Annotated in this window: 10 protein-coding genes; 6 read left to right on the forward strand and 4 right to left on the reverse strand. The window is 71.7% G+C overall.

Going from position 1 to position 13,774, the window contains the following annotated elements; all coding sequences use genetic code 11:
- Positions 1-108 precede the first annotated feature (108 nt).
- Both ACIRPT_RS08110 and ACIRPT_RS08115 read left to right on the forward strand, forming a co-directional pair.
- Positions 109-819, forward strand: coding sequence for a ComEA family DNA-binding protein (locus ACIRPT_RS08110; RefSeq protein WP_403823957.1), 711 nt, complete (start codon positions 109-111; stop codon positions 817-819).
- Positions 816-3,479 carry a ComEC/Rec2 family competence protein gene (locus ACIRPT_RS08115; protein ID WP_403823960.1) on the forward strand — a complete coding sequence of 888 codons (2,664 nt, stop codon included), beginning with the start codon at positions 816-818 and terminating at the stop codon, positions 3,477-3,479. Before ACIRPT_RS08110 ends, ACIRPT_RS08115 begins: the two co-directional genes overlap by 4 nt.
- Here ACIRPT_RS08115 and ACIRPT_RS08120 read toward each other — a convergent pair.
- Positions 3,409-4,941 carry a PstS family phosphate ABC transporter substrate-binding protein gene (locus ACIRPT_RS08120; protein WP_403823963.1) on the reverse strand — a complete coding sequence of 511 codons (1,533 nt, stop codon included), beginning with the start codon at positions 4,939-4,941 and terminating at the stop codon, positions 3,409-3,411. The genes ACIRPT_RS08115 and ACIRPT_RS08120 overlap by 71 nt on opposite strands.
- A gap of 356 nt (positions 4,942-5,297) precedes the next feature.
- Here ACIRPT_RS08120 and ACIRPT_RS08125 point away from each other — a divergent pair, with 356 nt between their 5' ends.
- Positions 5,298-5,786 carry an RrF2 family transcriptional regulator gene (locus tag ACIRPT_RS08125; RefSeq protein ID WP_403823966.1) on the forward strand — a complete coding sequence of 163 codons (489 nt, stop codon included), beginning with the start codon at positions 5,298-5,300 and terminating at the stop codon, positions 5,784-5,786.
- A 91-nt stretch (positions 5,787-5,877) separates the two neighbouring features.
- Here ACIRPT_RS08125 and ACIRPT_RS08130 read toward each other — a convergent pair whose 3' ends face one another.
- Positions 5,878-6,132 carry a hypothetical protein gene (locus ACIRPT_RS08130; RefSeq protein WP_403823969.1) on the reverse strand — a complete coding sequence of 85 codons (255 nt, stop codon included), beginning with the start codon at positions 6,130-6,132 and terminating at the stop codon, positions 5,878-5,880.
- 71 nt (positions 6,133-6,203) lie between these two features.
- Here ACIRPT_RS08130 and holA point away from each other — a divergent pair, with 71 nt between their 5' ends.
- Positions 6,204-7,190: a DNA polymerase III subunit delta gene (gene holA, locus ACIRPT_RS08135; protein ID WP_403506620.1), complete on the forward strand. Its 987-nt coding sequence runs from the start codon at positions 6,204-6,206 to the stop codon at positions 7,188-7,190.
- A 241-nt stretch (positions 7,191-7,431) separates the two neighbouring features.
- On the opposite strand, the gene ACIRPT_RS08140 is transcribed toward holA, so the two are convergent.
- A complete protein-coding gene (locus ACIRPT_RS08140) occupies positions 7,432-8,190 on the reverse strand; it encodes a hypothetical protein (protein WP_403823972.1) in 759 nt (252 codons plus the stop codon).
- 531 nt (positions 8,191-8,721) lie between these two features.
- Positions 8,722-8,988: a 30S ribosomal protein S20 gene (gene rpsT, locus ACIRPT_RS08145; protein ID WP_403506626.1), complete on the reverse strand. Its 267-nt coding sequence runs from the start codon at positions 8,986-8,988 to the stop codon at positions 8,722-8,724.
- Positions 8,989-9,377: 389 nt separating this feature from the next.
- Between rpsT and lepA the strand changes: the two genes are divergently transcribed.
- Both lepA and ACIRPT_RS08155 read left to right on the forward strand, forming a co-directional pair.
- On the forward strand, positions 9,378-11,246 hold the full coding sequence (gene lepA / locus ACIRPT_RS08150) for a translation elongation factor 4 (protein ID WP_403506629.1): 1,869 nt from the start codon (positions 9,378-9,380) through the stop codon (positions 11,244-11,246).
- Between the two features lie 460 nt (positions 11,247-11,706).
- Complete coding sequence (locus ACIRPT_RS08155) at positions 11,707-13,596, forward strand: AMP-dependent synthetase/ligase (protein ID WP_403823976.1); 1,890 nt, start codon at positions 11,707-11,709, stop codon at positions 13,594-13,596.
- The last annotated feature ends 178 nt before the right edge of the window (positions 13,597-13,774 follow it).

The raw sequence follows: 13,774 nt of genomic DNA on the forward strand, positions 1-13,774 counted from the left end.
CCCCCGAGCGGCCTTCGCGACCACGGGCCGCCTCGTCCTCCCGATCCGCCGGGCGACCGCCGAGGGGAAAGGCTGCGGCTTGCGGTACGCGAACGGCTCCCGCTGTGGGTGCAGTTACGGTGCGGAACGGACCTGAAGGCGCTCGCCGCTCTGACCCTGGTGCTCGTGGTGGCCCTGGGGTTCGCCGTGCACCACTTCTGGGGCGCGCGGCCGGAGCCGGTACGTACCCCGGCGGCCGCGCGGACGGAGGCGGCACCGGGCGCCGGCTCCGGACAGCCATCGCTGTCGCCGCCTCTCTCGCCGTCCCTTTCGCCGACCGGCTCGGCGGGGAGCGGGCCGCCGGGCGCCGCGGCGCGTGAGCTGGTCGTCGATGTCGCGGGCAAGGTGCGGCATCCCGGGATCCACCGGCTGCCGCCGGGCTCGCGGGTGACCGATGCCTTACGCGCCGCGGGCGGTGCCCTGCGCGGGGCCGGCATGCGTGGGCTGAACCGGGCGCGGCTGCTGACGGACGGCGAACAGATCGTGGTGGGCGAGGCGGGTGCGGGCGGTATGCCGGATGCCGGGAGCGGCGCCGCAGGGGACGGCGGCGACGGGAGCGCGGCGACGGGCGGCGGGGGCGGGGCCGGCGGGCCGGTCAGCCTGAGCACGGCGACCGAGCAGCAACTCGACACGCTCCCCGGAGTCGGACCCGTGCTCGCCCGGCACATCATCGAATTCCGTACGCAGCACGGCGGGTTCACCGCGGTGGACCAGCTCCGTCAGGTGACCGGGATCGGTGATCGCCGGTTCGCCGATCTCCGCCCTCTGGTGCAGCCATGAACACCACCCGCCCTCCCGTGCACGCCTCGGCACATTCGCCGTACGGCCACTCGGAGCCGTATCAGGAGGGCCCGGCCGACCTCCGGCTCGTCGGGCCGGCCCTGGCCGCCTGGGGCGCCGCGGCGGCGGGCCTCGGCGCACCGGGCGGCGCGGTGGTGGCTGCCTGTGCAGGGGCCGTCGTCCTCGCGGTGGTCGCGTTGCGGGTCGCGGTGGTGCGGCGGAGCGACCGGTCTTCCCGGCGCTGGTCGCCCGGCGCGTTCGTCGCGCTGGCGGCGGTGCTGCTGTGCGCGGTGGCCGGGGCCGCGTCGGCGGCGCTGCATGCGGCGGATCTGCGGCGGGGACCCCTGCCCGGCTGGGCGCAGCGATATGCGCGGGTCACGGTCGACCTGACGGTCACCGGCGACCCTCGGCCGACCCGGCCCAAGGTACGCGGGTCCCAACGGACGCCTCCGGCACTGGTGTTCACCGCCGACGCGGTGCGGCTGACCGCGCCGGACGGCACCGCGACCGCTCTCCGCACGCCGACGCTGGTCGTCGTCCAGGGGCACGGCCGGGGGCCGGCGGACGGCGAGGCGGTCCGCGGGCCGCCCCCCGGGTGGCGCGGGCTGCTGCCGTCGACCCGTATCCGTGTGGTGGCGCGTGCCGCCCCGCCGCTGTCGCCGGCCGACCGGGTCGCCGCCGTGCTGCGGGTCAGCGCCGATACGCCGCCGGTCAGGACCGGGTCGCCCTCCGCCCTCCAGCGGCTGGCCGGAAGCCTGCGCGCCGGGCTCCGCGAGGCCACGGACGGGCTGCGTCCCGATGCCCGAGCGCTGCTGCCCGGCCTGGTCGTGGGCGATACGTCGCGGGTGCCGCCGGACCTGGACGACGCCTTCCGCGCCACCGACCTGACGCATCTGCTCGCCGTCTCCGGCAGCAACCTGACCATCGTGCTGGCCCTTCTGATCGGCCCGCCCCATCTCGCGCTGCGTGCCGAACGCCGCGGTCTGGCGCCTCGCCTGGGCCTGTCGCTGCGTGGCACCGCTCTCCTCGGCGGCGCACTCGCCCTCGCCTTCGTCGTCGTGTGCCGACCGGACCCGAGTGTGCTGCGTGCCGCCGCCTGCGGGCTGATCACCCTGCTCGCGATCGGCAGCGGCCGCCGACGCTCCCTGCTCCCGGCGCTTGCCGCCGCGGTCCTGCTGCTGGTGCTCTACGACCCGTGGCTCGCCCGCAGTTACGGCTTCTTGCTGTCCGTCCTGGCGACCGGCGCGCTGCTCCTGCTCGCGCCGCGCTGGAGCGCCGCCCTCCAGCGGCGCCGGGTGCCGCCCCGCCTGGCCGAGGTGCTGGCCGCCGCGGCCGCCGCACAGGCGGTCTGCGCTCCCGTCGTCGCCGTGCTCGCCGCCCGGGTCGGCCTGGTCGCCGTGCCCTGCAACCTGCTCGCCGAGCTGGCCGTGGCCCCGGCCACCGTGCTCGGCTTCGCGGCCCTAGCCCTCGCCCCGATCGCTCCACCGGTCGCCCAGGCACTGGCGTGGTGCGCGGCCTGGCCCGCGGAAGGCATCGCCTGGATTGCCCGCACGGGCGCGTCGCTGCCCGGAGCGGAGCTGGAGTGGCCGGGCGGCTGGCCGGGCGGCCTGTTGTTGGCGGCCGCCACCGCCGCCCTGGTCGCGGTGGGCCGCAGAGCGCTGCGCCACCGCTGGCTCTGTGTGCTCTGTGCCCTGGCCCTGATCCTGGCGATCTGCCGCCCGGCACCCGTCACCCGTATCCTCACCGGCTGGCCGCCACCGGGATGGCGGGCCGTGGTCTGCGATGTCGGGCAGGGCGACGGCCTGGTCCTGGCCGCCGGCGACGGTACGGCACTCGTCGTCGACACCGGCCCCGAGCCCCGCGCCATCGACCGCTGCCTGTCCGACCTGGGCATTCGCCGTATCCCGCTCCTCGTGTTGACGCACTTCCACGCCGACCACGTGGACGGCCTCCCCGGCGCGCTGCACGGCCGCGAGGTCGGAGTCATCGAGACCACCACGCTCCAAGAGCCCCCGGGGCAGGCCGAGTTCGTACGCCGCCGGGCCGCGGACGCCGGGGTGCCGATCATCCGCGCCGTACCGGGGGAGCGCCGTCGGCTGGGCCCATTGACCTGGGAAGTCCTCTGGCCGCCCGTTCCCGGGACTCCGGGGGTGCCGGCCGCGGGTCCCGTCATGCCCGGCCCCAACGATGCCAGCGTCACCCTGCTCGTCCGTACCGGCGGGCTGACCCTCCTCCTGCCCGGCGACCTCGAACCTCCCGCTCAGCAGGCCCTGTTGACCGCCCACCCGGAGCTGTCCTCCGTAGACGTCCTCAAGGTGGCGCACCACGGCTCCGCCTACCAGGACCCGCAGCTGCTACGGCGGCTGGCGCCGCGGCTGGCGGTGATATCCGTCGGCGCCGGCAACCCCTACGGCCATCCGGCGCCCCGCACCGTCTCGGCGCTGCGCGCCCAGGGCGCCCGGGTGCTGCGCACCGACACCGACGGATCCATCGCGGTGCTGGGAACCCGGGACCGGCTGACCGCGACGGTCCGCGGCCGCCGCTCACGTGGCCGCCGCTCCTGCGGCCGCCGGCGGAAGGGGTGCGGGCTCAGGGGCGGCAGACGTCGTCCGGCAGGCTCTGCCGGTCGGCGCACGGCACGTGCTTGTACATCCGCATGATGTTCTTCGCCGTGTCCGAGTCCATGAACGCCAGGAACTTCGCGGTCAGTGAGCCGTCTTCGGGCCGCCCGTATGCGTAGAGGTACTCCACCGTCCAGAAGGGGTAATCGCGTTGCCGTCCCCATTCGATGTCCGGCTCATGTCCCTCCAGCCGCACGCTGACCAGGTGCGGTCGCTTCGCCGCCGCATAGACCTCGGCGTAGCCGATTGCGCCCGGCACCCGGTCCACCGCGTCCAGCAGGCCCTTGGTGCTGTTCACCTCGCAGCGCGTCAGACGCGCTCGCTCGTCGCGGTCCTTGTCGCCGCAGTCGTACGACGACACCACCCCCGGCTCCGAGCGGTGCAGTACGGACGTCTCGAACGCCCGGCGGGTGCCCGAGCCGGCGTCCCGGCTGACGAGGTGGATCGGCAGGTCGTTGCCGTGCAGCTGCTTCCAGTTGGTGTACGTCCCGTCGTAGATCTTGCGGACCTGGTCGAGGGTGAGGTCGTCGATGCCGGTCTTCTCGTTCGCCACCAGGCTGAGCAGGATGACGCCCACCCGCTCCCCCTCGAGCCGCCGGTAGAGGGACGGTGCCGGCACATCCGATACGGCGATGAAGCCGGGGCCCTCGGTGGTTGCGGGCTTCGCCTCCCGGTTGAGGTTGCCCAGGCCGGAGAGGCTTCCGCTCTCCAGGACGGTGATGTCGGCGCCGGCGCACCGGGCCCGGTACTGCCGGGCGATCTCCCGCATCGGCGGCGCGAAGGCCGTGGACCCGTCGATGGTCAGCCGCCCGGCCGCGCATTCGCTGGGCATCGGCGCCGTACGGCCGTTGAGCAGCAGCCCGCCGAGCAGGCCCAGCAGGACGATGAAGGTGCCGCCCAGGGCGAGGCTGAGCTTGCGCGGTCCCCAGCGCTGGGCGTTGCGCCGGATCCGCCCGCCGCTGATGAACCCGCCGACGGTCACCTCGCCGGGGCCGCCACCGGGTCCGGAGCCCGTGGCGGCCCCCGTCCCGTCTCCAGGGCCCGAGAGCAGCACCAGCAGCTTGAAGTGATTGCGCTTGTTCAACGGCACTTTGGGGACGAACAGCCGGCCGCCGTCGTGCCGCAGCCCGCCGCCGTTGCGGGTCAGCATGCCCACCAGATCCGTCGGGTTGGCGTCCGGCACCTCCACCCCGATCACGGTGCGACCGGCGAACTCCACGGTCAGCGGCTCCTGGTAATCCTGCCGGACGATGTCCTTGCCGCCGTCGTTCTCGAACCGCAGCAGCGCCAGCGTCGCGTCGCTTATCTCCTGGTCCTGTCGCAGCAGCCGCAACTGCACCAGGCTGTGCGCATCTTGGGGGTTCATGCCGATCGCGGTGTCCATCTGGACGCGGTAGCCGATCCGCTTCCGGCCCGGCAGAAAGCGCTCGACGGCCCAGACGACGGCCGTCGCCGCGAGCCCGGCCGCGGTCAGGATCGTCTCGGTGTCCGGCAGAGCCACGGCAACCTCGCACAGATGATCGGACGTTGGGATGACTGCACTGTAGGGAGGCGCAACAGACCCCGATGGGGCTTCGGCAGCCGGTCATCAAAGGTTCATCCATCGTCCAGCGAATCGCGCAAGAGGCCCTTTCCCGTCTGCCCGGCGCCACTCGCGCTCAGAAGCGCCCAGGCAATTTCGGTAATTTCGCTGATTGCGGCATGCGCCCCCTCGGCGCCCCGGCCGGCGGCGGGCGCGGTACGGTCCTGGGCCCGCGCCTCACCCCTCGGGCGGCCCGCGCTGGGCGCCGGCCCACTGAAACGACGGCAGGGGCTGAACCAGGACTCTCAATCTCCAGATTCGGTAGACTTCCGGCCATGAGGATGAGTGAGGGCGTCGAATGGGGCCTGCACTGCTGTGTGACGCTGGCTTGGCTGGACGACGAGGGTCCCGTGTCGACCGCTCGGCTCGCGGCTTCCTTCGAGCTTCCGCAGGCCTATCTGAACAAGCGGCTGCAGGCGTTGGTACGTGCCGGAATCCTCAGCTCCACCCCTGGCGCCCGCGGCGGGTTCCGTCTCGCCCGGCCACCGGAGCGGATCAGTCTGATGGATGTCGTCGCGGCGATCGAGGGGACCGAGGACGCGTTCCGGTGCACCGAGATCCGACGTCAGGGGGCCGGTGCCGAGGCGCCGGGCAGGGAGTACGGACGGCCCTGCGGTATCGCGACGGCGATGCGCAAGGCCGAGCTGGCGTGGCGCCGCGAGCTTGCCGCACAGACCATCGCCGATGTGGTCGCCGGCACCCCTGCCGCGGTGGCCGAACGCACCCGCCGCTGGTTCGCCGCGGAGCGGACGCCCAGCGGGTGAACCCCGCCGATGAACCCCGCCGATGAGCACCGCACCGGATAGGGGCACCGACGCCTAGCGGTGTCGCATCGGCGCCGTGCGTCCGGCGCGCCTACTCCGCCTCCCGCCACCCCTCGTACTCCGCCGCGAGCCCGTCCAGCCGCGCCGGGTCGTAGGAGGCGTCCGGGTCCTCGACCACCACGAGCCACTGCGCGTCCTCCGCGTCGTCCTCGCCGGCCAGCGCGTCCCGCACGAGCAGGGGCTCCTGGGCGAGGCCGAAGCGTTCGGTCAGTTGCTCCGCCAGCTCCTCCGCCGCATCGCGGTCGGGCAGCACCAGGACATGTCGTAGGTGTTGTGCATCGCTCACCGGACCATTGTCCGGCAGCGGAGCGCAGGCCGGGACGGCGGTGTCAGTGGCGCGTGGGATGCTGGACCGCGATGGCCAGGAAGACAGCTAACGACGACCCTCTCGCCCCCGTCACGATCGCCGTGGGCCAGGAAGACCTGCTCCTCGACCGCGCCGTGCAGCAGGTGGTGGCGGCCGCCCGCGCCGCCGACGCGGACACCGACGTACGCGACCTCACCTCCGACCAGCTGCAGCCCGGCACGCTCGCCGAGCTCACCAGCCCCTCGCTCTTCGCCGAGCGCAAGGTCGTGGTGGTGCGCAACGCCCAGGACCTGTCGGCGGACACGATCAAGGACGTCAAGGGGTATCTCGGTGCGCCTGCCGAGGAGATCACGCTCGTCCTCCTGCATGCCGGCGGCGCCAAGGGCAAGGGCCTGCTGGACGCCGCCCGCAAGGCGGGTGCGCGCGAGGTGGCGTGCCCCAAGATGACCAAGCCCGCGGACCGGCTGGCGTTCGTACGGGGCGAGTTCCGGGGGATCGGGCGCTCGGCGACGCCGGAGGCGTGCCAGGCGCTGGTCGATGCGATCGGCAGCGATCTGCGCGAGCTGGCCTCGGCCTGTTCGCAGCTGACCGCCGATATCGAGGGCACGATCGACGAGGCCGTCGTCGCGCGTTACTACACGGGCCGGGCCGAGGCGTCGAGCTTCACGGTCGCGGACCGCGCCGTGGAAGGCCGCGCCGCCGAGGCGCTGGAGGCATTGCGCTGGGCGATGGCGACCGGCGTGGCCCCCGTCATGATCACGAGCGCGCTCGCCCAGGGCGTACGCGCCATCGGCAAGCTGGCCTCCGCCCCGCGCGGCGCCCGCCCCGGCGATCTCGCCCGCGATCTGGGGATGCCGCCGTGGAAGATCGACCGGGTGCGGCAGCAGATGCGCGGCTGGTCGGCGGACGGCGTCGCCACGGCCCTCCGCGCGGTCGCCGCGGCCGATGCGGGCGTCAAGGGCGGCGGTGACGACCCCGAGTACGCCCTGGAGAAGGCCGTCGTCGCCATCGCCCGCGCGGCCCGGTCGCATCGATGACGGAGGACGGAGGACGGATGACGGACGATGGGTGACGAACGGTGGATTACGGACGCCGGCTGACGGGCGACGGCTGACAGCTGATCGATGACAGCTGATCAGTGATGACTGACGGCCAATCGGCGACAGCCCATGGCTGACCGCTGACGCCGGGACCGCGGGCAGACGCCAAGACCGCGAGCAGATTCCAGGACCGCGAGCAGATACCAAGACCGCCGCCCAGGCCAAGGCGGCGCCGGCCTCAGCGCGATTCGGCGTCCCGCAAGCGCTGAAGCGTCTCCTTTGCACTGGTCTTCAACATCGTCGCCACCTCATCGCCGGTCGGCTGGGTGCCGGAGGCGCCGCTCGAGGCGTAGTTCGACCAGGTCGACTGATACGTCAGCCAGCCGTCCCGCACCCCGAGCAGCATGTACGAGGCGTCGGTGCTGCCGTCCTTCTTCTTCTGGGTCACCAGATAGGCCTCGTCGCCGATGCCGGTCACCCGCTCGACCCGGTAGTCGATCGAGCTCGCCTGCTTCTCGTACGCCCGGTAGCCGGCCGCGAACTCCGGGCCGGGGTCGGTCTTCTTGTGCAGGGTGGCGGTGTTGTAGAGCCAGGTCGAGGAGTACCCGGAGCTGCTTGCGCTCTTCGCCTTCAGCGACGTGTTGCACCACATGGTGTCCACCGCGTCCTGCCGGGACCCGCTGTGCTGGGGATTGGCGGTGTCGGTGTCCGAGGCGGCGGATGCCTTGTTCGCCGCGATGGTGAAGTCGGCGTTCTTGAACGGCGTCATCGACGTGGCCGCGCACAGGTCGTCGGTGTACGAGTAGCCCGCCAGGTCAGGACTGGGCCCGGAGAAGGCGCCGGTGGCGAACATCATGGAGGCCCAGATCGCGGAGGCGGCGACCGCCCCGCCGATCGCCCAGATCCAGCCGGACACGCCCCGTTCCGCGCCGCCCGTCGGCGGCGCCGGCGGGTAGCCGTAACTGCCGGGTGCCTGGCCGCCGTATCCGCCCGGCACCCCTCCATACGGATTGGCCTGCGGCGCACCCGGAGTGCCGGGTGTCCCGGGCGCCCCAGGTATCCCAGGTGTGCCATAGGCGGAGTACGGGCTGTTTTGATCCCCCGAGAGCGACATGGCCGCAGATTAGCGGATGGCCGAAAGACTGCACCCCGGCGGGCGGACCCCAAGGACCTCGCGCTACCGGGCCAGTGCACGATCTCCCTCGATCCAGCCCCCGACCCCGACTCCGACCCCGCCCCCGACTCCACCCCCGATCCCCCGACCGGACGCGCCGGAGAACCGAGCCCCCCGCCCGCCCCACCGATACAGCAAAAGGCCCCGCCGCCGCCCCGGGGAAGGGGCGAAGGCGGGGCCTTCAAGCATGCGCGGCTTCGTCGGCGGAATCCGCCGGCCGGGCCGGGTGCGCCGCACCCGCGTGGCGAACGCAGGCCGTGTGCGGCGCGGTGCTGCACCGATCAGAGAGCGGAGAGAGGGGCCGCTGAGTCCCTGTCGGCAGGGGTGGTGCAGGTCATACGGTCAAGCGAAGGTTCAGCCCTGGAGGCCGGCGACCTTCTTGGCCAGCGCCGACTTCTTGTTGGCGGCGGCGTTCTTGTGGATGACACCCTTGCTGACGGCCTTGTCGAGCTTCTTGGCAGCCTCGGCCTGGGCGGTGGTGGCCTTCTGCAGGTCACCGGCCTCCACGGCCTCGCGGGTGCGACGGATCGCGGTACGCAGGGAGGACTTGACAGCCTTGTTGCGCTGACGAGCCTTCTCGTTGGTCTTGATCCGCTTCATCTGGGACTTGATGTTCGCCACGAAAGAGCCTTTTCAGGTTCGTTGGAGTTTCGAGTTGCGCCGCGTACGAGAGAGGGCACGAAGCGCAGTGGACCAGGCTACCAGCAGGGTCTACGGCGTCCCAAACCGGCCCAGGGCCGCCGCCTGCGGGACGCCGCCCGAACGCCCCGGCCGCCCCTCGAACCGCCCCGGCCGCCCCTCCAGGCCACCCCGCGCCCCGTCCCCGATCGCCCCGGCCCTGTCCCCCGGCCGCCCCCTCGCCCGGCTCCCGGTGACTCCGGCCCGCTCGGGAGCCCGTCCCGCTCCGCCCCGCCCCGCCCAAACCCACTCGCGCCCGTCGCGCATGGGACCATGGGGGAGACGTCACATATCCGAGTCCCGCCTACCCGCGTTCACTGAATGGACCCTGCGTGCCCGCGACCCCTACGAACGTGCCGGAGCCGAGCCGTACCGACCCGGCCCTCCTCCGTAACTTCTGCATCATCGCGCACATCGACCACGGCAAGTCGACGCTCGCCGACCGGATGCTCCAGCTCACCGGTGTCGTCGACCAGCGGCAGATGCGCGCGCAGTATCTCGACCGCATGGACATCGAGCGCGAGCGTGGCATCACGATCAAGTCCCAGGCGGTCCGGCTGCCCTGGTCGCCCTCCGAGGGCGAGGAGAAGAGTGGTTCCACTCACATCCTCAACATGATCGACACCCCGGGCCACGTCGACTTCACCTACGAGGTCTCCCGCTCCCTCGCCGCGTGCGAGGGCTGCATCCTCCTCGTCGACGCCGCCCAGGGCATCGAGGCCCAGACCCTCGCCAACCTCTACCTGGCGATGGAGAACGACCTCACGATCATCCCCGTACTGAACAAGATTGATCTGCCGGCCGCGCAGCCCGAGAAGTTCGCCGCCGAGCTGGCGAACCTCGTCGGCTGTGAGCCCGAGGACGTCCTGCGGGTGTCCGCCAAGACCGGCGTCGGCGTGCCCGAGCTGCTGGACAAGGTGGTCCGCGATGTCCCGGCCCCGGTCGGCGTCAAGGACGCGCCCGCCCGCGCGATGATCTTCGACTCGGTCTATGACGCCTACCGCGGCGTCGTGACCTATGTGAAGGTCGTCGACGGCACGCTCGGCAAGCGCGAGCGCATCAGGATGATGTCCACCGGCGCCGCGCACGAGCTGCTGGAGATCGGCACCAACTCTCCCGAGATGACGGCCGCCGACGGCCTGTCCGTCGGTGAGGTGGGCTACCTCATCACCGGCGTGAAGGACGTCCGGCAGTCGAAGGTCGGCGACACGATCACCCAGCTCAACAAGGGTGCCGAGGAGGCGCTGGGCGGCTACAAGGACCCCAAGCCGATGGTGTTCTCGGGGCTGTACCCGCTCGACGGATCGGACTACCCGGAGCTGCGCGAGGCGCTGGACAAGCTCCAGCTCAACGACGCGGCGCTGGTCTACGAGCCGGAGACCTCCGCGGCCCTCGGCTTCGGCTTCCGTGTCGGCTTCCTCGGTCTGCTGCACCTCGAGGTCGTCCGCGAGCGCCTGGAGCGCGAGTTCGGCCTCGATCTGATCGCCACCGCGCCCAACGTGGTCTACCGCGTGGACATGGAGGACGGCACCGAGCACATCGTCACCAACCCCAGCGAGTTCCCCGTCGGCAAGATCGACCAGGTGCACGAGCCGGTCGTACGGGCCACGATCCTCGCCCCGAGCGAGTTCATCGGCGCGATCATGGAGCTGTGCCAGAACCGCCGCGGCACCCTGCTCGGCATGGACTACCTCTCCGAGGACCGCGTCGAGATCCGCTACACCCTGCCGCTCGCCGAGGTCGTCTTCGACTTCTTCGACCAGCTCAAGTCCAAGACCCGCGGCTACGCCTCGCTGGACTACGAGCCCACCGGCGAACAGGTCTCCGACCTGGTCAAGGTCGACATCCTGCTGCACGGCGACAAGGTGGACGCGTTCTCCGCGATCACCCACAAGGACAAGGCCTACGCCTACGGCGTGCGGCTGGTCGCCAAGCTGCGCGAGCTGATCCCGCGGCAGGGCTTCGAGGTGCCGATCCAGGCCGCCATCGGCGCCCGGGTCATCGCCCGTGAGACGGTCCGCGCCATCCGCAAGGACGTCCTCGCCAAGTGCTACGGCGGTGACATCTCCCGTAAGCGGAAGCTGCTGGAGAAGCAGAAGGAAGGCAAGAAGCGGATGAAGATGGTCGGCAGCGTGGAGGTCCCGCAGGAGGCCTTCATCGCCGTGCTGTCCTCGGACTCCGACGGCGACAAGAAGAAGTAGCCGCACGGACGAAGCCGCACGGACGATCCCGCAGGAAGCTGCCGCACGAAGGAACGCGTGAGCCCGCCGGAGCGGCGCTCGCGAGGCGGCAGCCGGTTGGCGCGTAACAGGGCGCCGGTCCCCAGGGACCGGCGCCCTGTCGCGTGTCCCGGTGGCCGGGTGCATCCGTCCGGGTGGGTACCGGCGCGTATGCGGGGTGTGTCTCCGGGACGTGCGGAGCGTTGCGCCTCCGGTCCGTGCGCGCCGTGATACGGGGTGTGACCTGGAGTTTTACACGGTTTCGCGGTCGGCGAAGCGTCGCGGTGGGCGGCTGTGGGTGCTATGTGCACCTATCGCACTGGTCACATCGTGAACCAGTCGGCCGTAGCCCCTTACGCGGCGGCGCAACGCGCTCTACCCTGATCACTGCTCAAAGGTTACTCGCGAGTCACCAGCAACGAAGCGGGCCCCGGAGGATGCCGTGACGGACACCCACACGCTGATCGAAAACCGGCCGCCCTCGGTGGCGACCCTCTTCCTGGAGCGGGTGGCGGCCACGCCCGATATCGAGGCCTATCGCTATCCGGTCCCCGCCGCCTCGGGGAGCGGCCCCGATGCCTGGAAGGCGCTCACCTGGGGCGAGGCCGCGCAACGCGTCTACGCCACGGCCGCCGGGCTGATCGCCCTGGGCGTACGGCCGGAGGAGCGGGTGGCGCTGGCCGCCAACACCCGCGTCGAATGGATCCTCGCCGACCTCGGTGTGCTGTGCTCCGGCGCCGCCACCACCACGATCTACCCCAGCACCAACACCGAGGAGACGGCCTACATCCTGGCCGACTCGGGCAGCCGGGTGCTGATCGCCGAGGACGCCGGCCAGCTCGCCAAGGCCCGCGAGAACCGCGCCGAGCTGCCCGAGCTCGCGCATGTCGTGGTGATCAACGAGGCGGACGCGCAGCCCGCCGAGGGGGACCCCGACGGCTGGGTGCTCTCGCTCGCCGACCTGGAGAAGCGCGGCGCCGCCCATCTGGAGGAGAACCCGGACTGCGTCACCGAGCGGGTCGCCGCGCTGCGCGCCGACCAGCTGGCGACGCTGATCTACACCTCCGGGACCACCGGCCGCCCCAAGGGCGTACGGCTGCCGCACGACTGCTGGTCGTACATGGCCCGCGCGATCCAGGCGACCGGGCTGGTCACCGATGACGATGTGCAGTACCTGTGGCTGCCGCTGGCGCATGTCTTCGGCAAGGTGCTCACCGCCGGGCAGATCTCGGTCGGCCATGTGATCGCCGTGGACGGCCGGGTCGACAAGATCATCGAGAATCTGCCGGTCGTCCGGCCCACGTACATGGCCGCCGTACCGCGGATCTTCGAGAAGGTCTACAACGGCGTCGCGGCCAAGGCCCGTGCGGGCGGCGGCCCGAAATACAAGATCTTCCAATGGGCGGCCGGGGTGTCCCGCGAATACGCCAAGGTCTCGCAGGACAACTTCCAGCGCACCGGCAACGCCTCGGTGCCGTTCGCGCTCGGCGCCAAGCACAAGGTCGCCGACGCCCTCGTCTACGCCAAGCTGCGGGAGGCCTTCGGCGGCCGGCTGCGCGCCGCGGTGTCCGGCTCGGCCGCGCTCTCCCCGGAGATCGGCTACTTCTTCTCCGGCGCCGGCATTCACATCCTCGAGGGCTACGGCCTGACGGAATCCAGCGCCGCCAGCTTCGTCAACCCGGGCGAGGCCTACCGCACCGGCACGGTCGGCAAGCCGCTGCCCGGCACCGAGGTACGCATCGCCGAGGACGGCGAGATCCTGCTGCGCGGCCCCGGCATCATGCAGGGCTATCACGGCCTGCCGGACAAGACCGCCGAGGTCCTGGAGGAGGACGGCTGGTTCCACACCGGCGACATCGGCGAGCTGTCCGCCGACGGCTATCTGCGGATCACCGACCGCAAGAAGGACCTGATCAAGACCTCCGGCGGGAAGTACATCGCGCCGGCCGAGGTGGAGGGTCAGTTCAAGGCGGTCTGTCCGTTCGTCTCCAATGTGCTGGTGCACGGCGCCAACCGGAACTTCTGCACGGCGCTGATCGCCCTCGACGAGCCGACGATCATGGGCTGGGCCAAGGAGCACGGCCTGGACGGCAAGAAGTACGCCGAGGTCGTCGCCACCGACCAGGTGCGCGCGCTGATCGACGGCTATGTCGAGCGGGTCAACGAGGGCCTGCAGCGCTGGCAGCAGATCCGCAAGTTCCGGCTGCTGCCGCGCGACCTGGACATCGAGCACGGCGAGGTCACCCCCAGCCTCAAGGTCAAGCGGCCGGTGGTGGAGCGGACGTTCAAGGACCTGCTCGACGAGATGTACGCCGGGGCGCGCGAGGCGTAGCGGCGGCGGGGCGGGGTGGTCCGGGGTGGCGTGAACGCCGTCCGGACCGCCCCGGTCCTCGTACGGACGTCCTCCCTCCGGTTGTCCATGCAGGTGTACGGCCGGACATCCCGCGCATGTCGGCCAACTCTCCGGGCGAGTCAGCCGAATCGCCCCCCTTGAGCACCAACTTCGGTGA

The organism is Streptomyces sp. NPDC101227 (assembly GCF_044767545.1).
In the GTDB taxonomy this organism is placed as follows: Bacteria; Actinomycetota; Actinomycetes; order Streptomycetales; family Streptomycetaceae; genus Streptomyces.

What these genes read in the sequence shown, in the direction of transcription:
- ACIRPT_RS08115 (WP_403823960.1), top strand. Translation starts at nt 816, where the DNA reads ATGAACACCACCCGCCCTCCCGTGCACGCCTCGGCACATTCGCCGTAC.
- ACIRPT_RS08125 (WP_403823966.1), top strand. Translation starts at nt 5,298, where the DNA reads ATGAGGATGAGTGAGGGCGTCGAATGGGGCCTGCACTGCTGTGTGACG.
- holA (WP_403506620.1), top strand. Translation starts at nt 6,204, where the DNA reads ATGGCCAGGAAGACAGCTAACGACGACCCTCTCGCCCCCGTCACGATC.